Source organism: Leisingera aquaemixtae (genome assembly GCF_019801145.1).
Lineage (GTDB): Bacteria > Pseudomonadota > Alphaproteobacteria > Rhodobacterales > Rhodobacteraceae > Leisingera > Leisingera aquaemixtae_A.
This window is the reverse complement of sequence record NZ_JAHVJQ010000002.1, coordinates 45,313-68,224: the sequence shown is the minus strand read 5'-3', so window position 1 is coordinate 68,224 and position 22,912 is coordinate 45,313. Positions and strand designations below refer to the sequence as shown.

Sequence of the window (22,912 nt, the reverse complement as noted above, 5' to 3'; positions counted from 1 at the left end):
TTGATGAAAAAATTTGCGATGGCCGCCGTTGGCGGCACGCTGGCAGGGATCGTTGCAACAACCTATGTCGCAGGCCCCTTGCTGGCGCAGGAAGGCGCGCGCGAGGCAAACGTCTATGAGCAGCTGGACCTGTTCGGCGATATCTTCGAGCGCATCCGGGCGCAGTATGTCGAGGAGGTCGACGAGAAGGAGCTGATCGAGGCGGCCATCGGCGGCATGCTGGCGTCCCTGGACCCGCATTCCAGCTACCTGTCGCCGGATGACGCGGCCAACATGCGGGTGCAGACCCGCGGCGAGTTCGGGGGCCTCGGGATCGAGGTCACCCAGGAGGAGGGCTTCGTCAAGGTGGTCTCCCCGATCGACGGCACCCCGGCCGATGAGGCCGGCATGGAAGCCGGCGATTTCATCACCCATGTGGACGGCGAAAGCGTGCTGGGCCTGTCGCTGGACGAGGCGGTGGAGCTGATGCGCGGGCCGGTCGGCTCCGAGATCGTGATCACCGTGGTGCGCGAGGGCGAGCCGGAGCCGTTCGACGTGTCGATCATCCGCGACACCATCAAGCTGACCGCGGTGCGCGGCCGCACCGAGGGCAACACCGTGGTGATGCGGATCACCACCTTCAACGACCAGACCACGCCGAACCTCGAGGAAAACCTGAAGAAGCAGATCGAGGAAGCCGGCGGCATGGAGAGTGTCAACGGCATCGTGCTGGACCTGCGCAACAACCCCGGCGGCCTGCTGACCCAGGCGATCAAGGTGGCCGACAGCTTCCTGGAGTCGGGTGAGATCGTCTCCACCCGCGGCCGCGACCCGGAAGACGGCGAGCGGTTCAACGCCACCCCGGGCGACCTGGCTGAGGGCAAGCCGATCGTGGTGCTGATCAACGGCGGCTCGGCCTCGGCCTCGGAAATCGTCGCGGGCGCGCTGCAGGACCACCGCCGCGCCATCGTGGTGGGCACCAAATCCTTCGGCAAGGGCTCGGTCCAGACCGTGATGCCGCTGAAGGGCGAGGGCGCGATGCGCCTGACCACTGCGCGCTATTACACGCCGTCGGGCCGCTCGATCCAGGCGCTGGGCGTGTCCCCCGACATCGTGGTGGCGCAGCCCCGCCGGACCGCCGCGGCTGAGGAAGAGAATGACTCGCCCGCCCGCCGCTCGCGTTCGGAGGCCGACCTGCGCGGCAGCCTGAACAACGACAGCCTGTCCGAGGATGAAATCCGCCAGATCGAGGAAGAGCGCGAGAAGGCCGAGAAAGCCGCGGAGCTGCGCGAGCAGGATTACCAGCTGGCCTATGCCATCGACATCCTGAAGGGGATGGTGGCGCTGGGGCCGAAGTAAGCCCGCGGCAAACACGCATCAGGAAGGGGCCGTCCGGTTGGGCGGCCTTTTTCATTTTTGCTGTGCCGCCGGGTCTGGCGGCGTGTGGTTGCTGTGCCGTTTTAGCGCTGTGTCCCAGTTAAGGGGGCGGCGCCGCCGGGTGGAGGTGGACAGACCCCGCCGGGGGCCTGCTCGGACAAGCTCGCTTGGACGACCCCCTTTTTATCAGGGCCGGTCTCCTTGTGTTGCGCAGGCAGCCGCACAGATGCCTGCGCCTCGTATCATGGCCCATGCGCGGGGCCATGGCAGGGGATCGATCGTCTGGCAGTCTGGCATAGGGGAATGAGGATCGCGTGAAGGCACCGTACGCCGGGTGCGCAACACCCGCAGGGGGCAGTCCGCCGAAAGCCATTTCTGCCGCCATGCTTTTTCCGGCTTGCCAGAGGCAAGGGCCTTGGTAGTGTCGCGCGGAAATTGCATTCAGGATTGCTCCAATGGATCTTTTGGCCCCGCTCATCGCCTATTCCGTCGCTCTGTCCATCGCGGCTGTCATTCCCGGGCCGGGTGTGGCGGGTCTGGTCGGGCAGTCTCTTGGCAATGGCTTGCAGGTGTCGCTGTTCTTTCTGGCGGGCATTGCGCTGGGCGATGTGGTTTACCTGACCATCGCGATTGCGGGCCTGGCCGCAATTGCGCAGCTGTTCTCTGGCGCGCTGCTGGCGATAAAGGTGTTGGGTGGCCTGTACCTGGTCTATCTCGCCAGCAAGTTCTGGCGCAACGAGGCCGGGCTCACCCATGTGCGCAAGGCCGGCAGCCGCCGCGGGTTGAAGACGTTTCTGTCGGGGTTTGCGCTGACGCTGGGCAATCCCAAGACGATCATCTTCTATCTTGCCCTGCTGCCAACCGTCATTGACTTGGGGGCTGTCGGTCTGCCGCAATGGGCCGCGCTGAGCGTGCTGACCGTTGCGGTGCTGTTTGTGACGCTGCTGCCCTATGCGCTGCTGGCCTCGGGCGCGCGAACGATGATGACGCGGGCTGATGCCCTGCAAAAGCTGAACCGGCTTGCCGGTGCCATCATCGGCGCTGCCGGGGTTTTCATCCTTGGCCAGGCAGCTACGGCCTTTGCCCGCCGGGCGTGACGTCCGGGCAGATCAACGGGTTTTGAAAATCAACGCCCGATATCCGGCGTACTGACGGGGCGGGCTGGTCTATGCTCCGTCCATGATGTTTGACCTGCCTGATTCCCGCACGCTCTACCAAGCTCTGCTAGACCGCGACGCTGCCTATGAAGGGCGCGCCTATGTCGGTGTGACCTCCACCGGCATCTTCTGCCGCCTGACCTGCCCGGCGCGCAAACCCAAGTTCGAGAACTGCCGGTTCCATGCCACTCCCGGCGAGTGCATCGAGGCGGGGTTCCGCGCCTGCAAGCGCTGCAAGCCCTTGGCTGCAGCGGCCGGGGATGACCCGATGGTGCAGGACCTGCTGGCGCGGCTGGAGGAACGGCCTGCCTACCGCTGGGGCGAGGGCGATCTGCTGCGGCTGGGGCTGGATGCCTCGACCGTGCGGCGCGCCTTCAAGCGGCATTTCGGCATGACCTTCCTGGAGATGGCGCGCCAGCGCCGCCTGCGCGAGGGGTTTACTGCGCTAAAGGCCGGCGAGCCGGTGATTGCGGCGCAGATCGACGCCGGCTTCGAAAGCGCCAGCGCCTTCCGCGCGGCATTCGCGAAACTGGTGGGGATTGCGCCGGGCGCGTTCCGCAAGGATGCGCTGTTGCTGGCGGATTGGATCGACACGCCGCTGGGGGCGATGATCGCGATCAGCTGCACCCATCAGCTGCATCTGTTGGAATTTGCCGACCGCAAGGCGCTGCCGCGTGAAGTGGCTAAGCTGCAGAAGGCGCAGCCCGGCGGCTTGGGCTTTGGCCGCCCGGCGCCGACGGAGCAGATTGCGGAGGAGCTGCGCCGGTTCTTTGCAGGCGAGGGGGCGGATTTCCAGACCCCGCTGGGGCTGCACGGCACCGCGTTCGAGCGCGAGGTCTGGCGCTACCTGCTGACCATCCCGGCGGGCGAGACCCGCAGCTATTCGCAGATCGCGCGGGAGCTGGGGCGGGCCTCGGCGACGCGGGCGGTGGCGCGGGCCAACGGCTCCAACCAGCTGGCGCTGGTGGTGCCCTGCCACCGGGTGCTGTCGGCGGACGGATCGCTGACCGGCTATGGCGGCGGCTTGTGGCGCAAGCAGCGGCTGATTGAGATTGAGACAGGCTACAGGCAAAGGATTTCAGCATGACATATTCCGACCGCGCAGCGGCTTTTGCGGCGCTGCACCAGCCGGGCAGCCCGGTGGTTTTGTACAACATCTGGGACGCGGGCAGCGCCAAGGCGATTGCCGGGGCAGGGGCGTCGGCCTTGGCAACCGGCAGTTTCCCGGTGGCAGCGGCGCAGGGGTTTGCGGACGGCGAACAGGTGCCGCTGGAGTTTGTACTGGGCAATGCGGAACGCATCGTCGCCGCCACGGAGCTGCCCGTGACCATTGATTTCGAGGGTGGATACGCCCGCGAGCCGGAGCAGCTGACTGCCAATGTGAAACGGCTGGCAGAGACCGGTGCGGTGGGGCTGAACTTTGAGGATCAGGTGGTCGGCGGCGAGGGCTTTTACAGCATCGAAGAGCAGGCGCGGCGGGTGGCCGCGGTGCGCGCGGCCCATGCGGATATCTTTGTGAATGCGCGCACCGATCTGTTTCTGAAGGAAAAAGATGCCGCCAAACACGCCGGGCTGGTGGCGGAAGCGCTGGAGCGCGCGGCGGCCTATACCGAGGCCGGCGGCAACGGGTTCTTTGTGCCGGGGCTGTCGGATCCCGATCTGATTGCACAGGTCTGCGCGGGCTGTGCGCTGCCGGTCAACACGATGATGCGCGGCATCACGCTGGAAACGGCGCGGCAGGCAGGTGTGGCGCGCTGCAGCTATGGCCCGATCCCGCACGCGAAACTGATGCAGGTGCTGGCAGAGCATTTCCAGGCGCTGGAATAACTGGCGGTTACATCGTTTCCAGGCAGTGGCGGCGGAAGGCGCGTTTCAGCATGTCGAGCTCGGCGCGCAGCAGCTCCACCTCGGCGCGCAGGTCGTCCGACACCGCCTCGCCCGCGATCAGGGTGAAATCGCCCAGCCGGGTGCTGTCGGCGGCGTCGAAGATCACGAAGGTCTGCACCCCGTCGGCCAGCGCCTCTGCCGGGACCGGGATGGCGACCAGCCAGTCGCCCTCTGTCTGGCCCTCGGTCAGGATCACCGATCCAACCGGCTGATCCTGGAACATCACGGTGATGTCCGGCTTGGCGCCGCTGGCCGGGGCATTGCTGATCTTGCCCTCCCAGATGCCGTTGCGGAAGCGGATTTTGGTCAGGGTCAGGCTGCTCATGCTCGGGCTCCTCAGATCGCCGCGCGGCGGTGGCGCGAGAAGGTCAGGTCGCGCAGGACCACCTGGTTCATATCGGGCGCCTCGAAGATCAGGTCGAGCCAGATCTTCTCGATCCGCTTTTCGTTTAGGCGGGAATAGGCCAGGTCGAATTCCACCACGATGTTCTTTTCCTCCTGCGGCAGCTCGCGCACCAACTGTTCGGTGTTGGGGCCGTGCTGGATGTTGAGCCGGGCGAAGATCTCGATCGGCTTTTCAGATTCGATGATGCTGTCGATCCGCAGCAGGTGCTGGCGGGTCATGCCGGCGGCGGCCTCCGGCGGCAGGTCGATCACCAGCGACAGGAAAGAGCCGTCGAATTTGAACACGTCCATGCGCAGGCCGAAGGGGGCCAGGTCCTCCTCCCGGGTGTTCCTGAGCTGGCGCAGGGTCAGTTCGGAGAAGGCGCAGTCGTGGAACAGCTGCACCTCATTTCCCAGCCGCGCCTTGGTGGGAACCGAGGACAGCCCGCGTTCCGGCAGCGGGCCGCGCCACAGTTCCGGGCGCCAGGACCAGTCGGTGCCATGCGGGCGCGGAAAGAAGGAGGAGCCGATCTGCGGCAGCGCCAGGCGGCCGTCGGCGGTGTGGATCAGCCGGTCCAGATGGGTGCGCAGCTGGCGGGCCTGGTTGCGCTGGCGGCGCAGTTCGGACAGCGGCGCGCGGGCGGAGTCCTCGGCCGCCGCGCGCCAGCGGCGCAGGCTGCGCAGGTGAAGCAACCGGTCCATGATCCTGCCCATCGTGCTCTCTTCCGCCCTGTGGGGCCTTATCGCTTGCCCTGGCCCGGCGCGTCTGGCGCGGGCGCTGCCGGCAGTGTAACCGCGTGCGGCTATTGAAATAAACCGGCAATCCGCTGGCGCAGCCCGCGTTTTTTGCCGGTCTCTGCGTCGGCGGGGACCTTCTGCGCCGCCAACTGCACCGGGCGGGCTTGCGGCCGCAGGCCCGGAGCCGCAGCCAGCGCCGGGACTGCGGCGCGGGGGCCGGGCGCGGCCTCCAGCGGCGGCAGGGTGGAGGCCTCCAGCGTGCGGTGGGTCAGCTCGTTCAGGAGCGCAGCACCGTGGCTGCCAAGCGCCCGGCTGCCTTCGGGGGCGTAGAGCGCCAGCGCCACCAGGTGGCGGTCGAGCACAAAGGCGCCGCGCCAGTGCACCGGGCTGGCGCTTTCGGCCACGGCACCGGGGAACTCGAGCTTGACCAGCGGCAGCAGCTGGTCCTCGCTGGTTTCCAGCACCTTGGCGGCCGGGAACATGGCGGCGATATCCGCGGCCTGCGGCGCTGCCGCATCCTGCCGGGCGGGGCCGATCGAGGCGGTGAGCACCGCCGATTTGCGGGCGCCGAACCAGTTCTGGCGGCCCAGCCGGCTGCAATGGGCCAGGAGGGCAAAGCCGCCGTCCTTGTCCGGCTGGCTGCTGCGGCGGTCAAAGCAGTAAGCCTCCGGCGCCGCCAGCAGCACGTCGCCGCCGGCGAAGGACATCACCTGGGCGCCTGCGCGCGGGGCCTTGCCGCCGCTGCTGGCGGCAAAAGCCATTTCCCGGGGCGCCGGGCTGCATCCCGCCAGTGCCAGTCCGGCCAGCAAGGCCGCCACCGCCGCGCGCGGTCTGAGCGCGTTTCCGCCTGCAGGCGGGCAAGGTGCGGGTCTGCCGCTGCTTTTTCTGGTCACTGCTGGTCCTGCCGGTTCTGTTTTTTTGATAAATTCATTAGGCAGAGGGCCATGTTGCGGCAAGCCTGAACCGCGTCCGGCCGTGCATCCCTTGCCTTGGCGTTGCAGCAATGCCTAACGTAGGCCGGATTGCCGCCCGCCGCGGGCCGGAGAGGACATATGCACGACAGGCACAGCTACAGGGCGCATGAGGCATTGGTGCGGTTTGCCCGCATTCAGCCGGCGCTGTGGCGGCTGATGCTGGGGCTGGTGCTGGTGGCGGCTGTCAGCTTTTCCCTGACCGCGGCGCTGCAGGTGACATTGGCCGGGCTGTTCCCGGGCGACTGGCTGCAGGGGCTGGCCGACGGCAGCACCCCCGGCGCGATGCTGGTGCTGCTGGGCAGCTTTGCCTTTCTGCCGCTGGGGGTGGCGCTGGCGGCGCGGCTGCTCCACCAGCGCGGTTTTGCCACCGTGACCGGGCACCTGCGCCCCTTGGCGCATCAGTTCGGGCGGGTCAGCCTGTACTTGCTGGGCCTCAGCCTGCTGCTGATGGCCTTGCCGCCCTACGACATGGGGCCGCCGATGACCCAGAACCTGCCGTTCTGGACCTGGCTGGGCATCCTGCCGCTGTCGATAGCCGCGGTGCTGGTGCAGACCGGGTCGGAGGAGATCCTGTTCCGCGGCTACATCCAGCAGGCGCTGGCGGCGCGGTTCCGCCACCCCGCGGTCTGGCTGCTGGTGCCCTCGGCGCTGTTCGCGCTGGGTCACTACCTGCCCGCCGAGGCCGGCGGCAATGCGCTGCTGATCACCGCCTGGGCCGGGGTGTTCGGGGTGCTGATGGCGGATCTGACCGCGCGGGCCGGAACCCTCGGCCCGGCGATGGCGGTGCATTTCTTCAACAACGTCACCGCGCTGCTGCTGTTCGGCTCCCCCACCAGCCTCAACGGGCTGGCGCTGTTCCTGATCCCCTTCGACCTGGCCGACGTGCAGGCGCTGCGGCCCTGGGTGGCTGTCGACTTTGCCCTGATGCTGGTCAGCTGGCTTTGCGCGCGGCTTGCCATACGCCGCTGATTGCAATTGCGGCAAATGCGCCTTATCTGGGGGACAAACCGCGCCCCCGGAGAGGCAAGCAATATGAACTGGATCACCAACTACGTCCGGCCCAAGATCAACTCGATCTTTTCGCGCCGTGAAGTGCCCGAGAACCTTTGGCAGAAATGCGATGAATGCGGCACCATGCTGTTTCACCGCGAGCTGAGCGACAATCAGAACGTCTGCACCAGCTGCGGCCACCACATGCATATCTCGCCGCGCGACCGTTTCACCGCGCTGTTTGACGGCGGCGTGTTCACCGAGGTCGCGGTGCCGGAGCCGCTGACCGATCCGCTGAAGTTCAAGGATCAGAAGAAATACCCTGAGCGGATCAAAGCCGCGCAGAAGAAGACCGGCGAGAAAGAGGCGATGCTGGTGGCCGCGGGCGAGATCGGCCGCACCCCGATCATCGCCGCCGCGCAGGACTTCTCCTACATGGGCGGCTCGATGGGCATGTATGTGGGCAATGCCATCATCGCCGCGGCGGAGGAAGCGGTGAAGCTGAAGCGCCCGCTGGTGCTGTTCTCTGCGGCCGGCGGCGCCCGGATGCAGGAAGGCATCCTGTCGCTGATGCAGATGCCGCGCACCACTGTTGCGGTGGAGATGCTGAAAGAGGCGGGCCTGCCCTATATCGTGGTGCTGACCCATCCGACCACCGGCGGGGTGACGGCGTCTTATGCGATGCTGGGCGATGTGCATATCGCTGAGCCGAACGCGCTGATCTGCTTTGCCGGCCCGCGGGTGATTGAGCAGACCATCCGCGAGAAGCTGCCGGACGGCTTCCAGCGCGCCGAGTACCTGCTGGACCACGGCATGCTGGACCGGGTGACCCCGCGCACCGAGATGCGCGAAGAGCTGATCACCATCATCCGCATGCTGATGGGCCTGCCGCCGCAGGTGGTGGGCGATCTGCCGGTGCCGGCGCAGGAAGAGGCGCCCAAGGCCGCAAACGCGCCGGCGGATGGCGCAGTCAGCGAAGAAGCTGCCGAGTAACTTCGATTATATACCCTTGCCTGGCCGAAGGCCGGGCAGCGCCCGTCCCGCCCCCCACGGGGCGGGCGCTTCGCTTCCCACCCCGCCGGGACGGGCGCTGCCCTTTGCGTACAAGCAGCTCTTAGGATTGTCCGGCTGAACAGGACCAGGCTGATGACCCAGACCTCCGACGCGATCCTCGCCCGCATGATGGCGCTGCACCCCAAGATCATCGACCTGACGCTGGACCGGGTCTGGCGGCTGCTGGCGGCGCTGGACAACCCGCAGGAAAAGCTGCCGCCGGTGATCCATCTGGCCGGCACCAACGGCAAGGGCTCGACCCAGGCGATGATCCGGGCGGGGCTTGAGGGCATGGGAAAGAGCGTGCACGCCTATACCTCGCCGCATCTGGCGCGCTTTCATGAGCGGATCCGGCTGGCGGGGGGGCTGATCTCCGAGCCGCATCTGAGTGAGGTGCTGGACGAGTGCTATGCCAAGAACGGCGGCGAGAACATCACCTATTTCGAGATCACCACGGTGGCGGGGCTGCTGGCGTTTTCGCGCACGCCTGCGGATTACACCCTGCTGGAGGTTGGCCTGGGCGGGCGCCTGGATGCGACCAACGTGATCACCCCGGAGGTTTCGGTGATCACCCCCATCTCCATCGATCATGAGCAGTTCCTGGGCAACACCCTGGCCAAGATCGCGGCCGAGAAGGCAGGCATCATCAAGCGCGGCGTGCCGGTTGTGGTCGGCCCGCAGCCGGAGGAGGCGATGGACGTGATCGAGGCCACCGCCGCCCGCCTCGGCGCGCCGCTGATTGCATACGGCCAGCACTGGCATGTCTGGGAGGAGCGCGGCCGGCTGGTGTTCCAGGACGAAAACGGCCTGCTGGACCTGCCGCTGCCCGCATTGCTGGGCGCGCATCAGATCCAGAACGCCGGTGCCGCACTGGCGGCGCTGCGCCATCTGGGCGCCGATGAGGCCGCCTGCGAGGCCGCCATGCGGAACGCCGAATGGTCCGCGCGGATGCAGAAACTGAAAACCGGCCCGCTGATCGAGGCCGCGCCCGAGGCCGAGCTGTGGCTGGACGGCGGCCACAACGCCGCGGCCGGCGTGGCGCTGGCGGATGTGCTGGCAAAACTGCCCGAGCGCCCCACGCATCTGATCTGCGGCATGCTGAACACCAAGGACGTGAGCGGTTACATGCGCCCGCTGGCGCCGCATGTTGCAAGCCTGACCGCGATTTCGATCCCGGATGAGATCAACACGCTGAGCGCCGAAGAGACCGAGGCCGCGGCCAAATCGGTGGGCATCGCGGCCGGCACGGCGGAGAGCACCCTGGCAGCGCTGCAGGCAATCGTGGCCAAGGACCCGCAGGCCCGCGTGCTGATCTGCGGCTCGCTCTATCTGGCGGGCCATATCCTGCGCGAAAACGGTTGAGGTTTTGAGGCGGGGGAAGCTCTCCCGCCCGGCTTCGACCTGCCGGTCTCATCCCGTTGGGCTGGGCGCCGCTGGCGCGGCGTGGCAGCTTTTCATCTTTCCGGAAGTACTCCGGGGGTGAGGCCAAGGGCCAAGGGGGGCAGCGCCCCCTTCCTGCCGCCGGCCGCTAGTCCAGAACGTGGTTCACCGGCTCCAGCTTGGGCGGCGCCTCGCGGCCCAAGGCGTTGCAGACCGAGATTTCCATCACCCGGCACATGGCGCTGAGCGGCACCGAATTGGCCTGCTTGCGGAACGGGTGCTCCAGCTCATGGGTGACCTCGGCGAGGCCGAAGAACACATAGGCCACCACCGCTGCCACCAGCGGCTCGAACCAGCCGGCGCTGTCCAGGAGGGCGAAGGGCAGCAGCAGGCAGTAAAGATAGGTCGTGCGCCAGACCAGCAGCGAATAGACGAAGGGCAGCGGCGTGGTCAGCAGCCGCTCGTTTCCGGCCTGGGCTGCGGGGAAGGCCGCCAGCCGTTCGGCCAGGGCACGCTGGCCGAAGCCGTCGATGCGGCCACCCTCTGCCATTTCCCGCAGCCGGGTGGCGATGTCCTGCAGGGCGGCATTAGGGGCATTGGCGTTTTGCATCAGCTGCTCTGCTGCCTCCGGCCCGACCCAGTGCTCCACCGTCTCCCGTACCTCATCGCCGCGCAATTGGGCGCGGTGCAGGTGGTGAAAGGCAAGGATGCGGGTCAGGATGAAGTCCTCGTCCGGGCCCTTGCCTGCAAAGATCCTGAGCTCCTGCGCCAGGCTGCGCACGTCGGAGACCATCCGGCCCCAGATCCGCCGCGCCTCCCACCAGCGGTCATAGGCAGCGTTGTTGCGGAAGCTGAGGAACAGCGACAGCGACAGGCCGAAGACCCCCATCGCGGCGATGGAAATCTGCGGCATCGCAATGACATAGCGGTCCAGCACCAGCACCAAGAGCGCCCAGAGCGCGGCGCCGATGATGTTGGGCAGGATGCGCGGCACCACCGACCCGTTCAGGATCAGGAAGATCTCCCGCCGCCGGGGCGTATCGCGGACGATCATGAGGTTTCGCTTCCCCAGTCCTTGTCCTCCATCTCGCGCAGGCGGGAGGCGGTGCGTTCGAACTCGAAGGTGCCCTCGCCCTCGACATAGAGCATCTCGGGCTGGGCCGCGGCGGAGCAGATCAGCCGCACCCTGGCCTCATACAAAGCGTCGATCAGGGTGACGAACCGCTTGGCCTCGTTGAAGTTGTTGCGGCTGAGGCGCGGGATGTCCTCGAGGATCAAAACCTTCACCTCTTCGGCGATGGCGAGGTAGTCGCCCGGCCCCAGCATCTTGCCGCACAGGTCATAGAAGGTGGCGCGCGCCACCCCGTTGCGGAAGGCGGGCAGGGTGACTTCGCGGCCCTTCACCTCCAGCGTCAGCGGCTGCGCCGCGCCGCCGCCCGACAGATCCTGCCAGATCGCCCGGATCAGGGTACGGGCTTCGGAGTCAATGGGGGCGAAGTAGACCTGGGCGCCGGTCAGCCGGTCCTGACGGTAATCAGTGGCGCTGACCATCTCATGCACCGCCATATGGTCCTTGATCAGATCGATGAAGGGCAGGAACAGCTGGCGGTTGAGGCCGTTCTTGTAGAGGTCGTCCGGCACCCGGTTGGATGTGGTGATGACGGTGACGCCGGCGGCAAACAGCGCCTCGAACAGGCGCCCCACGATCATCGCATCGGTGATGTCGGTGATCTGCATCTCGTCAAAGGCCAGCAGCCGCACGGAGTCGGCAACCTCTGCCGCTGCCGGGGCCAGCGCATCCTCGACGCCGCTCTGGCGGGCCTGGTGCATCTTGGCGTGGATTTCCTGCATGAAGGCATGGAAATGCACCCGCCGCGACGGGATATCGCCGAGGCTGTCGACAAACAGGTCCATCAGCATCGACTTGCCGCGCCCGACCCCGCCCCAGAGGTAGAGCCCCTGCACCGGTTCAAATTCCGCCTTGCGGAAGAAGCCGCGTTTCACCGGCGGCGCCATCAGGCCCTGGGCGATGCGGTCGAAATGGGGAAGCACGGCTTCCTGTGCCGGATCGGGCTTCAATTCGCCCGCGTCGATCTTCTGCCGGTAAAGCGCACTCAAATGGGTCATGGGGACAGGGATAGCGCGGGGCGCGGGGGATGGGAAGCGGGGAGCAACTGGTCTCACATTGCTTATGGTAGAGGTCTGGTTGAACGGTTACTCTCGGCTATGCTGCTTAGGGAGCCTTACAACCCCGCAAGACAGGCGCTATGCGGCCGGATCGTCGGAACAGATTTTTCAGGAGAAAGGCATTTTGCTGCAATATTCAACAGCTAGAGCATATCGTTTATTTATAGTTTTTGTCATGTTCGCTCTGACTGCATTCCTGCTGTTGGACCCTGTTAAAGGCCATGCAGCATCAATTTTTGAAAGTGTGACAGACACTATAGATGACACTTATCTATTTGAGGGTCACTGGCCGCAAAAAGCGGGAGACGAAACGCTTTATCCAATTGTAACAATCCATAAAGTGATAAATCGGGGCGGCCGAACGTACGTTTGTGCTGCGTACATTTCTGCACACGGAAGGGCGCATTTGTTTTTTAAACGATCTAAGGTCTACGCAGGGAAAAGAAACTTGAAAGCGGCCCTGTGGCACCTGAAGACGCCTGCCATAGGTCGGTCGTATACTGGCACCACAGAGATGCAGGCAATAACAGAATGGTTTTCAGGAAGAACAATCAACTGCGCCCGGGCGCGTGCCCGATGGCGACCGGAATTTGCCAGCAAACCTTCACGATTTTCTGTTCCTGGAACGGTCTGGATCAAAGAGCAAAAACGCTGGTGATCAAAATTTCTTAACCGCAGCCGCAAAATTCCTGATTTGACCGGGCGGCAGATTTCCCTGACAGTTCCGCAGCTTGTCAGGAGAGAGCCCATGGACCGTTCCGCGCCGCTGTTTACCCCCGTTCTGATCGTGGGCTGTATCATCATCATGGCGAGCTTTGCGGTGCGCGCATCCTTCGGGGTCTTTCAGATCCCGATTGCGGAGGAGTTCGGCTGGCTCAGGTCGGAGTTTTCGCTGGCGATTGCGATCCAGAACCTGGCCTGGGGCATCGGGCAGCCGATATTCGGCGCCATTGCCGAGAAGATCGGCGACCGCAAGGCGATCATCATGGGGGCGATTGTCTATGCCGCGGGTCTGGTGCTGAGCGCGGCGTCCACCACCCCGTTCGAAATGCAGGCCTATGAATGGCTGGTGGGGTTCGGCATCGCGGGCACCGGGTTCGGCGTGGTGCTGGCGGTTGTCGGGCGGGCGAGCTCGGACGAGAACCGCTCGATGTCGCTGGCAATCGTCACCGCTGCGGGGTCTGCCGGGCAGATTTTCGGCGCGCCGACGGCGGAGTGGCTGCTGGGTTTCCTGCCCTGGCAGACGATCTTCCTGCTGTTTGCGGGCGTGGTACTGGCACTGATTGCGCTTTTGCCGCTGATGCGCGCGCCAGAGGCGGCCTCCAAGATGGAGCTGGAAGAGAGCATGGGGGCGATCCTGAAGAAGGCGTTCAAGGATCCGTCTTACACGCTGATCTTCCTGGGCTTTTTCAGCTGCGGCTATCAGCTGGCCTTTGTCACCGCGCATTTTCCGGCCTTTGTGACCGAGATGTGCGGGCCGATCTTGCCGGGCGGGGCGCTGCATTCGATCGGCATTACCACCACCTCTGCGCTGGGGGCGGCGGCGATCTCTCTGATCGGCGCGGCCAATGTGGGCGGCACGCTGCTGGCGGGCTACCTGGGCAAGCGCTATTCCAAGAAATACCTGCTGGCGGCGATCTATACCGGGCGGACCATTGCGGCGGCGGCCTTCATCCTGTTCCCGATCACGCCGCTGAGCGTCATCATCTTCTCGGTCGCGATGGGGTCGCTGTGGCTGGCGACGGTGCCGCTGACCTCTGGCCTGGTCGCGCATATCTATGGCCTGCGCTACATGGGCACGCTTTACGGCATCGTCTTCTTCAGCCACCAGCTGGGCAGTTTCCTGGGTGTGTGGCTGGGCGGGCGGATGTATGATGCCTATGGCGACTACACCCTGGTTTGGTGGATCGGTGTCGGTGTCGGGGCGTTCAGCGCGATTGTGCATCTGCCGGTGAAGGAGCGCCCGCTGGGGCAGGCCGCGGCGGCTCCGGTGGCGGCGTAACGCAGGCGGCCTTTTCCGGGGCCGGTCAAGGAACCGGCCCCGGTCTCCGGAGGATTTCTGGAAAGATGAAATCGGGGCGGCCGTGGTCAGATCAGGCCGCGGCGGTGCTGCAGGGCGATGATCTCCAGCACCTCCTCGGTGTGGGTATAGGGCAGCCCGTGTCCGGCGCCCGCGACCTCCTCCTGCCGGACGGAGCGGGCGCGCTCAGCCAGGCGGCCGGCTGAGGTGGGCGGGATCACCGCGTCCTCCTGGCCCCAGATCGCGAGGGCCGGCACGCCTTTCTGGTGCAGGCCGCGCAGTTCTTCGGTGAAATCCTCGTTCAGGATGCCGCGGAGGGAGGCGAGCACGGCGGGGATGAAGCCGCGGTAGCCCAGCTCCTGCTGCTGCAGTTTGACGATGCCGGGGACCGAGCTGGGCAGGCTGCGCTCGGCCCGGGTGCTGCGGATATGCAGGGCGGGGTAGAGGGCGTGCATCAGCCAGTCGCCGAAGCCCGGCACCTGGCGGATGATCTGTGTAAGGCGCCCGGCGCTGCGGCCGAAACCGGCGGGTGCCAGCAGGATCAGCTCGCGCAGGCGGTCGGGATGGGCGGCGGCAAAGGCGGTGGCGATGGCGCCGCCCATGGAATAGCCGATCAGGGTGAAATCACCGCCCACCTGCTGATCCTCCAGCAGCTCCTCCAGCTGGGTGAGGAAGAAGGCGCGGTCCTGCGGCCCCGCGGGGCGGTCCGAGTAGCCGCGCCCGTAGAGGTCGTAGGTCAGCACCCGGTAGCCCATGGCGCCCAGCCCCTTGGCGATGCCGTTCCAGACGAAGGACGGCGTGGTGAGGCCGTGGACGCAGACCGCAACCGGGCCGCGATGGGGGCCGGTCCAGCGGTAGTGGGTGCAGCCGCTGGGCAGCTGCGCCAGCGCGCCGGGGGCGGTCTGCCGGGCCTGGGCGTCCATCGGCTTGCGCAGGTGCTCGCGCAGGAAGGGCGCGGCGGCTATCAGCAGGACAGCGGCCAGGAGCAGCAGCCAGATCATGCCTTGGCCTTCCACTTCTGCAGGATGTGGTGGCTGGTCATCAGGTCCAGATGGGCGCCGCCGCCGTTCTTGAACAGGGTAATCTGCGCCGGGTCATAGGTGGCAAACCGGCCGAGGCTGTAGTAATCCGCCAGCACGTCGCTGCGCTGGATGGTGCCTGCGGCCAGCGGGATCTTGAATTCGCCGATGTGGTCCAGGGTGGTGTCAAAGCTGTCGCAATAGATCTGCGCGCGCTTCAGCGCCGTGTCATCGGCCTCGCGCATGTCGGGGCGGTAGGCGCCGATCAGGTTGAGGTGCTGGCCGGGGCTGAGCCATTCGCCCTGGATCACCGGGTCGGAGGACATGGTGCAGGTGACAATAATGCCGGCGGCGCGCACCGCCGGTTCCAGATCGGGGGCGTGTTTGGTGCCGGGGTACTGGGCGCAGAGCTCCTGCGCCTTGGACGCGGTGCGGTTCCAGACCCGGATCTGCGCCTGCGGGAAACCGGCGGAGAAGGCCTCGATCAAAGAGCCGCCAACGGTGCCGGCGCCAACGATCAGCACTTCTTGGGCATCGGGGTCGGCCAGCCGCAGCGCGCCCAGCAGGCTGTCGCCGGCGGTCTTCCACTTGGTGACAAGGTGGAAATCGACGAGGGCCTCAAGGGTGCCGTCGGTGTCGGAGTAGAGGCAGACGGAGCCGTTGATCATCGGTTTTCCCGCATCCGGGTTGCGGGGAAAGATGTTGGCGGTCTTCACTGCCAGCCCCAGACCGTCGATCCAGGCGGAGCGGCTCAGCAGCGTGTCGGGATCGCGGTAGAGGAAAGTATCGCCGATCTCTGCCTTGGGCAGATCGTGGCTGGCGGCCAGGGCGTCCGTGAAGCTGACCCAGTCGAGCAGCGCCTCGCCCTCGTCGAAACTGATGAACGGGATGGTCATGGGCCTGTTGTCCTTCTTCCTGCGGGCCGTCTCAGGCGGCTTCTTGTTCGGTCAGCAGCCCGGCCTGCACAAGCCGCGCCGCGAACGGTGCGGGGGCGGTGAACAGGTGGGTCTGCCAGCCGCGCGCATCGGCGGCTTCGATGTTTTCGGGGCGGTCGTCGGTGAACAGCAGCCTGCCCGGCGCCACCCCGGTTTCGCGTTCGAGAATGGCATAGATTTCCGGTTCCGGCTTGATGCATTTCAGATGCGCGGAGACAAATGTGCGGTCAAAGCCACGTAAGGCGGCGTAGGTTCCGCAGGCGAGCTCAAAGGTTTCGGCGCCGAAGTTGCTGAGAGCAAAGACCGGGCAGCCCTTGGCCTGCAGTGCCTGCATCAGGCGGACGGAATGGGAGATAGCGCGCGGCACCATCTGCAGCCAGCAATCGTGCCACCAGCGGATTTCCTCAGTCCATTCCGGGTGCTGCTCTGCCAGGGCATAAACACTCTCGCGGAAGGGGTGGCCGCGGTCGACGTTCAGGTTCATCTCGTGCAGCGGCACCTGTTCGAACAACTGCTTGCGGCGGGTGGCGCCGATGCGGCTGTCGTAGAAGCGTTCCGGCTCCCATTCGATCAGCACACGGCCTATGTCGAAAACGACGGCATCAACGGGCATGGGGGTTATCCTTCTGCGCGCGGGCGGGGCCGCGTGGCGGGGCGGTTGCGGCGGGTCTCGCGCCAGACGGAGACCAGGCCGGAGGCAATGATCAGGGCACTGCCGGCCCAGACGGCGAGGTCGGGCCATTCGTTGAAGATCAGCACGCCCCAGAGGACCGACATCGGCATGGCGATGTATTCGAAAGGTGCCGCCAGCGCGGCCTCGTTCATGCGGTAGGCCTGGCTGACCAGATAGCCGCCGACGGAGCCCGCGATGCCGACGCCGATCAGATAGGGCCAGTCCTGCGGCGCGGGCCAGATCCAGGCGCGCAGGATGAAGTCGAAGGCGGGGCTGTCGCCGGTGGCAAAGCGGCCGTCGCCAAAGATCAGCCCGGCCAGGGCGCTGAGGATCAGGAAGCCCAGCATCGGGTAGAAGGCGAGCGTTGCCCCGGCCTCTGTCCCGCCTGCGCGGCGGGTCAGCACATGCAGGGTGGCATAGCCGCAGGCGCCGAGGAAGGGCAGGATTGCGGCGGGCTGGAACGTGCCGGCGCCGGGGCGCATGATGATCAGCACGCCGAGGAAACCGGCCACCACCGCACCCCAGCGCCAGGGGCCGGGGCGTTCGCCCAGGAACAGGGCCGACAGGGTGGTGACGATCAGCGGGGTGGCAAAGGCGATCGCCACCGCCTCTGCCAGGGGCAGAATGGCGATGCCGGTGAAGAAGAAGATGTTGGCAAAGAACACCACCAGGCAGCGCAGCAGGTGCAGTTTCGGCTGATGGGTGCGCAGCAGGTGATAGCCGCCTTCCAGCGGCACGATGATGGCCAGCATGACGGCCACCGCGATGACTGAGCGGAACAGCACCATTTCATAAAGCGGGTAGTCGCCCGACAGGAACTTGAAGATCATGTCGATGACAGAGAAGGCGATGCCGGCGCCGGCTGCGGCAAACAGGCCGGGGACGCTGATTTTCACCTCTGCGCTCATGCCGTTGCCCTCCCGTCTGCTGCCCTTGATCAGTGGCGGATTTGATCTGGCCGGGCAATGGGCGGGGGCGGAAAAATGCAATTTTTCCGGGCAATATTCCGGGGCGGAAATTTGGGGCGCGGAACATGGGTGATCGGGGCCGGTGAGAGGGGGGAATTCTTGCTGAGAAGCGGTTCAGGGGCAGATCTGCCCCTGAACGCGCCTGTCCGAGTGTGGGGCGGCCTGATCCCGCCTCAAGGCCACGCCGTGCTCAAGCACGGTCCGCTGGCGCGGAGCCTTGACCCCGGGACCAGGCCTGTTGGCCCGTGTATTTGCGTTTGCGAACAGGGGGATCACGCAAAGTCATTGGGCAAGGCGGGCAGCGGCGCCTAGCCTTGGCCGTGAACCAGCACATGAGGCGGCCATGATCACCTGTTACATCACTTACGAAATTCACCCGGACAAGGTTGAGGCGTTTGAAATCTACGCCAAGGCCTGGATCCCGCTGGTGGAGCGCTTTGGCGGCACCCATCACGGCTACTTCCTGCCGCATGAAAGCGCCAATGATCTGGCGGTGGCGCTGTTTTCCTTCCCGTCGCTGGCCGCCTATGAGGACTACCGCGCCAAGAGCTTTGAGGATGAGGACTGTCTAGCGGCGTTCCGGTTCGCCAGGGAAAACGGCATTGTCCGGCGCTATGACCGGACCTTCCTGCGCCCCGTTCTGAAGGGTGACCTTGCACCGCTGAAGGCAGCGATGTCCTAGCGGCCCGCCTTGGCGGCGCGCAGCTCGCGCTCCAGCGCATCCAGGAACCGCGAGCGGTCGGCCTTGGTGAAGCCCTTGCCGCCGCCCTGCATGCCCAGCGGGTTGGCGGCGCGGAGATCCGCCATCAGGTCGCGCATCGCCAGCTGCTGGCCGATGTTGGCTTGGGTGAACCGCTCGCCGTTGTGGCGCAGCACGCAGGCGCCTGCCTCGATGCATTTGGCGGCGAGGGGGATGTCGCCCGTCACCACCACGTCGCCCGGCCCGCAGCGTTCCGCGATCCACATGTCGGCCACATCGGCGCCCTCGGCCACGATCACGGTTTCCACCAACGGGTTCTGCGAAGGCCGCAGCCCGCCGTTGGAGACCACGAACATGTGCAGGCCGTGGCGGGTGGCGACCCGCTCAGCCTCCTGCTTCACCGGGCAGGCGTCGGCGTCGATGTAAAGCGCGGTCACTCCGCCGCCTTCTTGTCTGCCACCGGAGGCTTTTCTGCCTTGGCCTCGGGCTTGGGCGCGGCCTTGCCCTTGCGGGCGGGCTTCTTCACCTTGAACTCTTCCGGGATCGGCATCCGGTTGAAGGCGTCGAGACCGGCGATCTTGTAGGCCTCCGCCAGGGTCGGGTAGTTGAAGGTGTTCTGCACGAAGTAGTCCACCGTGCCCTTGAGGTTCAGCACCGCCTGGGCGATGTGAATGAGCTCGGTTGCGCCTTCGCCGACGATCTGCACGCCCAGCACCCGGCGGGTTTTCAGCGAGAACAGCATCTTCAGCATGCCGTGCTCCAGCCCCATGATGTGGCCGCGGGAGGTTTCGCGGAAGCGGGCGACGCCGACCTCGTAGGGGATGCCGCGCTCTTGCAGTTCTTCTTCGGACATGCCGCAGGTGGACATCTCCGGCACCGAATAGATGCCATAGGGGTACCAGGGGCTTTCCGGCAGGGTCGGGGTTTCCAGCGCGTGGCAGGCGGCGACGCGGCCCTGCTGCAGCGAGGTGGAGGCCAGTGACGGGTGGCCGATCACATCGCCGGCGGCATAGATGTGCGGCACTGCGGTCTGATAGGTCTTGCGGTCAACGCTGATGCGGCCGCGGTGGTCGGTCTTGAGCCCGACGGCGTCCAGATTAAGCGCCGCGGTGGCACCCATCCGGCCAGCCGCAAACAGCAGCATTTCCGAGCGCACATGGCGGCCGTTTGCGAGGATCACTTCGATATGCTCGCCCCGGTCCTCGATGCTTTCGACCGCGGAGCCGAGCCGCAGGTCGACACCGTTTTCGCGGATCTGGTGGGTGAAGTCCTGGATCAGGGTCTTGTCGATGAAGTCGAGGAAGGTCTCGCGCGGCTCGATCAGGGTGACGCGCACGTCCAGCGCCGAGAACATGGTGGCATATTCCACCCCGATGACGCCGGCGCCGATCACCACCAGCGAACGGGGGATTTCAGCCATCTCCAGGAACTCGTCGCCATCAACAACGGTCTTGCCGTTGAACGGCACATAATCCGGCCGGTAGGTGCGGGTGCCGGTGGAGATCAGGAATTTCTCCGCGGTCAGCCGGGTGGTCTCGCCGGCCTCGGTCGCCACCTCCACCTCATTCGGGCCGATGAATTTCGCCAGCCCGTTCAGGGTGTCCACGTGGTTACGGTTGAACTGGTGCTCCAGCACGTCGACTTCGTAGTCGAGCGTCATGTGCAGGCGCGCCTTCAGGTCGTTGGCCTCGATCTGGTCCTTCACGCGGTAGGAGCGGCCATAGAACGAGCGTTCGCGCCAGCCGGAGAGGTTCAGCACGGTTTCGCGCAGGGTCTTCGACGGGATGGTGCCGGTGTGCACCGACACGCCGCCCAGCCGGTCCTTTCGGTCGATCACAAGCACCCGGCGGTGCAGCTTGCCCGCCTGGATGGCGGCGGCGCGGCCCGAGGGGCCGGAGCCGATGATGATCAGGTCATAATCAAAGTCTTCACTCATGGCCGCGTCCTTTGGTCTTAGTTCTGGTACAGCGCGTCGGCGTGGAAGGAGACATGCTCCTCCATGAAGGTCGACACGAAGAAATAGCTGTGGTCATAGCCCGGCTGCATCCGCAGGGTGGCCTGCTGGCGGCGTTCGGCGACGGCGTGGGCCAGCGCCTCGGGCTTCAGCAGGTCGATGAACTGGTCGGAGGTGCCGGTGTCGATCAGGATCGGGCCGTCAAAGCCCTTTTCCCGCATCAAGAGGGTGGCGTCATGCTTGGCCCAGGCGGCTTCATCGTCGCCCAGATAGGCGCTCAGCTGCTTGCGGCCCCAGTCCGACTGGGTCGGGTTGGAGATCGGTGCAAAGGCGGAAACCGACTTGTAGCGGCCCGGCAGGTTCATCGCCAGCGTCAGCGCGCCGTGGCCGCCCATCGAGTGGCCGGTGATCGCCTGGCGGTCCAGGTCGATCGCAAAATTCTCACCCAGCAGCGCGGGCAGTTCCTCGGCCACGTAGTCCCACATGCGGAAATGCGGCGCCCAAGGGTCCTGGGTGGCGTTCACGTAGAAGCCCGCGCCCTGGCCCAGGTCATAGGCGTCATCATCGGCCACGCCTTCGCCGCGGGGCGAGGTGTCGGGGAACACGATGGCGATGCCCTGCTCGGCGCACCAGGCCTGGGCGCCGGCCTTGGTCATGGCGTTCTCGTGGGTGCAGGTGAGGCCCGACAGATACCACAGCACCGGCACCGGGCCGTCCTTGGCCTCTTCCGGCAGGAACAGGCCAAAGGTCATGTCGCCGCCGGTGGCGCTGCTGGCGTGTTTGTAGACGCCCTGGGTGCCGCCAAAGGCGCGGTTCTCGGAAACGGTTTCCATGGGTGAGGCTCCTTAAATCTGTTAGCCCTATCGCTATCCGCAGTTGGCCTCAGGGTCCAGCGGATGGGCGGCAGCAATGCCGGTTTTTGCGGCATCAGGCTTGCGGAAACGCAAACAATCGGGGCTTTGGCCGCCGGGCGGCTGCCGCATTTGCGCAGGGGGGTGCTGGACAGCCGGCGCGAAAACCGGGACAGTCCGCGGCTGGAACCAGAGGGAGGCAAAGGCATGAGCGATTTTCTGAGACTGACACCGGAGGCCGCGGAGGCGGAGGTGGAGCGACCGGCAGCCGACAGGGTGATTGCGGGCGATCCGGTGTTCACCACCTGGAACGCGGAGGAGCGGGACGGGCTTTACTGCGGCATCTGGCAGTCGACGCCGGGCAAGTGGCGGATTTCCTATGACGAGTGGGAATACTGCCGGATCCTGGAGGGACGGTCTGTCATCACCAGCGACGACGGCACCGAATACCCGCTGGCGGCGGGCGACAGTTTCATCCTGCGGCCCGGCTTCAGCGGCACCTGGGAGGTGATCGAGACCACCCGCAAGGATTACGTGATCCGGCTCTGAGGCCGGGCTCTGGCCCTCAAGAGCCGGAGACCCAGGTGATCACCGCCGGCACGGTGACGATTGACACCACGGTGGAGATGAAGATGGCGGCGGAGGCCCGGTGCGGGGCCACGCCGTAATGCTGCGCCAGCATGTAGACATTGCCCGCCACCGGCAGGGAGGCGGCGGCGATGGCGACCGCGGCGGAGAACGGCGCCGCCGGGATCAGCCACAGCACGGCGATTGCGACGCAGGCCGGGTGCAGCACCAGCTTGGCAAAACTGAGCCAGCCGGAGATGTGCACCCTTTCCGCCGATTTAGAGGCCAGCGAGGCGCCGATGGCAAACAGCGCGCCGGGGGTGGCGGCGCCGCCGAGGATGGTGAGGAAATTGTTTGCGGGCTCCGGGATCGGCAGCGCTGATGCCGACCAGGCAAGGCCCGCAACGATGGACAGGATCATCGGGTTCTTCAGCAGGCCCAGCCCCACCAGCCGGAGCGTGGCAAGGCCAAGCCCCTGGCCGCGGCCCGCGTTGATCAGGATCACGATCAGCGAGGAGAACACCACCAGATCGACGCTGAGCACCACCATCATCGGCGCCGCGGAGGCCGGGCCGAACAGGATCGCCATCATTGGCAGGCCGAGGAAACCGACATTGCCGATCGCTGCGCATTGCGCCTCCACCGCCGCGGTGGGCACGTCCAGGCCGCGGATCATGGCGACGGCTGTCACCAGCAGGTAGACCGCCAGCGTGCCCGCCAGGTAGCCGAGGATCAGCGTGGGGTCGAAGACCTCGGCAAAGGAGAGGTTGGCGGCAAAACCGAAGATCATCGCCGACAGCGGGAAGTAGAACACGAAGCGGGTGAGATAGGCGGTGGCTTCCTCGGTGAAGAACCGGCTGCGCCCGGCCCAGTAGCCAAGGCCGATGATTGCGAAGAAGGGCAGGGTGCGGAAGAATATCTCGGCCATGGGGAATTGGTAACAAGAGCTGACCAATTGGCAAAGGCTGTTTTTTGGGCAGGCGTTGAACGGGCAGGGGCGTGCTCCCGCCTGTTCAGGGTCATTCGAAGAATGCCCTTCACAGTTGGGCGTGGCCCTGTGCTGCGCACAGGGCAGGGGTTACTGCTGAGACGCGCTCCAGGGGCAGATCTGCCCTGAGA

Annotated in this window: 24 protein-coding genes; 11 read left to right on the top strand and 13 right to left on the bottom strand. The window is 65.9% G+C overall.

Going from position 1 to position 22,912, the window contains the following annotated elements; genetic code table 11:
- The first annotated feature begins 3 nt into the window (after nucleotides 1-3).
- The 4 genes from KUW17_RS04895 (at nucleotide 4) to KUW17_RS04880 (ending at nucleotide 4,340) form a co-directional block, all read left to right on the top strand.
- Nucleotides 4-1,338, top strand: a complete 1,335-nt coding sequence (locus tag KUW17_RS04895; RefSeq protein ID WP_222476416.1) for a S41 family peptidase — start codon at nucleotides 4-6, stop codon at nucleotides 1,336-1,338.
- A 473-nt stretch (nucleotides 1,339-1,811) separates the two neighbouring features.
- A complete protein-coding gene (locus KUW17_RS04890; protein WP_222476414.1) occupies nucleotides 1,812-2,453 on the top strand; it encodes a LysE family translocator in 642 nt (213 codons plus the stop codon).
- Nucleotides 2,454-2,535: 82 nt separating this feature from the next.
- A complete protein-coding gene (locus KUW17_RS04885) occupies nucleotides 2,536-3,600 on the top strand; it encodes a bifunctional transcriptional activator/DNA repair enzyme AdaA (RefSeq protein ID WP_222476412.1) in 1,065 nt (354 codons plus the stop codon).
- Nucleotides 3,597-4,340 carry an isocitrate lyase/phosphoenolpyruvate mutase family protein gene (locus KUW17_RS04880; protein ID WP_222476410.1) on the top strand — a complete coding sequence of 248 codons (744 nt, stop codon included), beginning with the start codon at nucleotides 3,597-3,599 and terminating at the stop codon, nucleotides 4,338-4,340. Before KUW17_RS04885 ends, KUW17_RS04880 begins: the two co-directional genes overlap by 4 nt.
- Before the next feature lie 7 nt (nucleotides 4,341-4,347).
- On the opposite strand, the gene KUW17_RS04875 is transcribed toward KUW17_RS04880, so the two are convergent.
- The 3 genes from KUW17_RS04875 to KUW17_RS04865 form a co-directional block, all read right to left on the bottom strand.
- A complete protein-coding gene (locus KUW17_RS04875; protein ID WP_222476408.1) occupies nucleotides 4,348-4,725 on the bottom strand; it encodes a hypothetical protein in 378 nt (125 codons plus the stop codon).
- Nucleotides 4,726-4,736: 11 nt separating this feature from the next.
- Nucleotides 4,737-5,498, bottom strand: coding sequence for a DUF6478 family protein (locus KUW17_RS04870; RefSeq protein WP_222476406.1), 762 nt, complete (start codon nucleotides 5,496-5,498; stop codon nucleotides 4,737-4,739).
- A gap of 89 nt (nucleotides 5,499-5,587) precedes the next feature.
- Nucleotides 5,588-6,283, bottom strand: a complete 696-nt coding sequence (locus KUW17_RS04865) for a hypothetical protein (RefSeq protein WP_261397015.1) — start codon at nucleotides 6,281-6,283, stop codon at nucleotides 5,588-5,590.
- Nucleotides 6,284-6,574: 291 nt separating this feature from the next.
- Here KUW17_RS04865 and KUW17_RS04860 point away from each other — a divergent pair, with 291 nt between their 5' ends.
- From KUW17_RS04860 to KUW17_RS04850, 3 genes are all read left to right on the top strand, one after another.
- The gene (locus KUW17_RS04860; RefSeq protein WP_222476404.1) at nucleotides 6,575-7,465 is read left to right on the top strand and encodes a CPBP family intramembrane glutamic endopeptidase; all 891 of its coding nucleotides are present in this window, start codon (nucleotides 6,575-6,577) and stop codon (nucleotides 7,463-7,465) included.
- Between the two features lie 63 nt (nucleotides 7,466-7,528).
- On the top strand, nucleotides 7,529-8,479 hold the full coding sequence (accD, locus tag KUW17_RS04855; RefSeq protein WP_222476403.1) for an acetyl-CoA carboxylase, carboxyltransferase subunit beta: 951 nt from the start codon (nucleotides 7,529-7,531) through the stop codon (nucleotides 8,477-8,479).
- Nucleotides 8,480-8,632: 153 nt separating this feature from the next.
- Nucleotides 8,633-9,901 carry a bifunctional folylpolyglutamate synthase/dihydrofolate synthase gene (locus KUW17_RS04850; protein WP_222476402.1) on the top strand — a complete coding sequence of 423 codons (1,269 nt, stop codon included), beginning with the start codon at nucleotides 8,633-8,635 and terminating at the stop codon, nucleotides 9,899-9,901.
- Nucleotides 9,902-10,067: 166 nt separating this feature from the next.
- On the opposite strand, the gene KUW17_RS04845 is transcribed toward KUW17_RS04850, so the two are convergent.
- Nucleotides 10,068-10,973 carry a bestrophin family protein gene (locus KUW17_RS04845; protein ID WP_222476401.1) on the bottom strand — a complete coding sequence of 302 codons (906 nt, stop codon included), beginning with the start codon at nucleotides 10,971-10,973 and terminating at the stop codon, nucleotides 10,068-10,070.
- Entirely contained in the window at nucleotides 10,970-12,046 is a 1,077-nt protein-coding gene (zapE, locus tag KUW17_RS04840) for a cell division protein ZapE (RefSeq protein ID WP_222476399.1), read from the bottom strand. The genes KUW17_RS04845 and zapE overlap by 4 nt, the downstream gene beginning before the upstream one ends.
- Before the next feature lie 184 nt (nucleotides 12,047-12,230).
- Here zapE and KUW17_RS04835 point away from each other — a divergent pair, with 184 nt between their 5' ends.
- Nucleotides 12,231-12,764, top strand: a complete 534-nt coding sequence (locus KUW17_RS04835) for a hypothetical protein (RefSeq protein WP_222476398.1) — start codon at nucleotides 12,231-12,233, stop codon at nucleotides 12,762-12,764.
- 90 nt (nucleotides 12,765-12,854) lie between these two features.
- On the top strand, nucleotides 12,855-14,108 hold the full coding sequence (locus tag KUW17_RS04830) for an MFS transporter (protein ID WP_222476397.1): 1,254 nt from the start codon (nucleotides 12,855-12,857) through the stop codon (nucleotides 14,106-14,108).
- A gap of 86 nt (nucleotides 14,109-14,194) precedes the next feature.
- Here the strand turns inward: KUW17_RS04830 and KUW17_RS04825 are convergent, their stop codons facing one another.
- Genes KUW17_RS04825 through KUW17_RS04810 form a run of 4 tightly spaced genes read right to left on the bottom strand, consistent with a single transcriptional unit; the run spans nucleotide 14,195 to nucleotide 17,661 of the window.
- The gene (locus tag KUW17_RS04825) at nucleotides 14,195-15,127 is read right to left on the bottom strand and encodes an alpha/beta fold hydrolase (RefSeq protein WP_222476396.1); all 933 of its coding nucleotides are present in this window, start codon (nucleotides 15,125-15,127) and stop codon (nucleotides 14,195-14,197) included.
- Nucleotides 15,124-16,041: an ornithine cyclodeaminase family protein gene (locus tag KUW17_RS04820; RefSeq protein ID WP_222476395.1), complete on the bottom strand. Its 918-nt coding sequence runs from the start codon at nucleotides 16,039-16,041 to the stop codon at nucleotides 15,124-15,126. Before KUW17_RS04820 ends, KUW17_RS04825 begins: the two co-directional genes overlap by 4 nt.
- A 31-nt stretch (nucleotides 16,042-16,072) precedes the next feature.
- On the bottom strand, nucleotides 16,073-16,693 hold the full coding sequence (locus tag KUW17_RS04815; RefSeq protein ID WP_222476394.1) for an HAD family hydrolase: 621 nt from the start codon (nucleotides 16,691-16,693) through the stop codon (nucleotides 16,073-16,075).
- A gap of 5 nt (nucleotides 16,694-16,698) precedes the next feature.
- Entirely contained in the window at nucleotides 16,699-17,661 is a 963-nt protein-coding gene (locus tag KUW17_RS04810) for a DMT family transporter (protein ID WP_222476393.1), read from the bottom strand.
- 403 nt (nucleotides 17,662-18,064) lie between these two features.
- On the opposite strand from KUW17_RS04810, the gene KUW17_RS04805 reads away from it, so the two are divergent.
- Nucleotides 18,065-18,403 carry an NIPSNAP family protein gene (locus tag KUW17_RS04805; protein ID WP_222476391.1) on the top strand — a complete coding sequence of 113 codons (339 nt, stop codon included), beginning with the start codon at nucleotides 18,065-18,067 and terminating at the stop codon, nucleotides 18,401-18,403.
- Here the strand turns inward: KUW17_RS04805 and KUW17_RS04800 are convergent.
- From KUW17_RS04800 to fghA, 3 genes are read right to left on the bottom strand one after another with little or no spacing between them, the layout of a single operon-like run.
- Entirely contained in the window at nucleotides 18,400-18,858 is a 459-nt protein-coding gene (locus KUW17_RS04800) for a YaiI/YqxD family protein (RefSeq protein WP_222476389.1), read from the bottom strand. The genes KUW17_RS04805 and KUW17_RS04800 overlap by 4 nt on opposite strands.
- Nucleotides 18,855-20,357: a Si-specific NAD(P)(+) transhydrogenase gene (sthA, locus tag KUW17_RS04795; RefSeq protein WP_222476387.1), complete on the bottom strand. Its 1,503-nt coding sequence runs from the start codon at nucleotides 20,355-20,357 to the stop codon at nucleotides 18,855-18,857. The genes KUW17_RS04800 and sthA overlap by 4 nt, the downstream gene beginning before the upstream one ends.
- Before the next feature lie 17 nt (nucleotides 20,358-20,374).
- Nucleotides 20,375-21,208 carry an S-formylglutathione hydrolase gene (gene fghA, locus KUW17_RS04790; RefSeq protein WP_222476386.1) on the bottom strand — a complete coding sequence of 278 codons (834 nt, stop codon included), beginning with the start codon at nucleotides 21,206-21,208 and terminating at the stop codon, nucleotides 20,375-20,377.
- 225 nt (nucleotides 21,209-21,433) lie between these two features.
- Between fghA and KUW17_RS04785 the strand changes: the two genes are divergently transcribed.
- A complete protein-coding gene (locus tag KUW17_RS04785) occupies nucleotides 21,434-21,775 on the top strand; it encodes a cupin domain-containing protein (protein WP_222476384.1) in 342 nt (113 codons plus the stop codon).
- Nucleotides 21,776-21,791: 16 nt separating this feature from the next.
- Here the strand turns inward: KUW17_RS04785 and KUW17_RS04780 are convergent, their stop codons facing one another.
- Complete coding sequence (locus KUW17_RS04780; protein WP_222476383.1) at nucleotides 21,792-22,721, bottom strand: AEC family transporter; 930 nt, start codon at nucleotides 22,719-22,721, stop codon at nucleotides 21,792-21,794.
- Nucleotides 22,722-22,912: the final 191 nt, after the last annotated feature.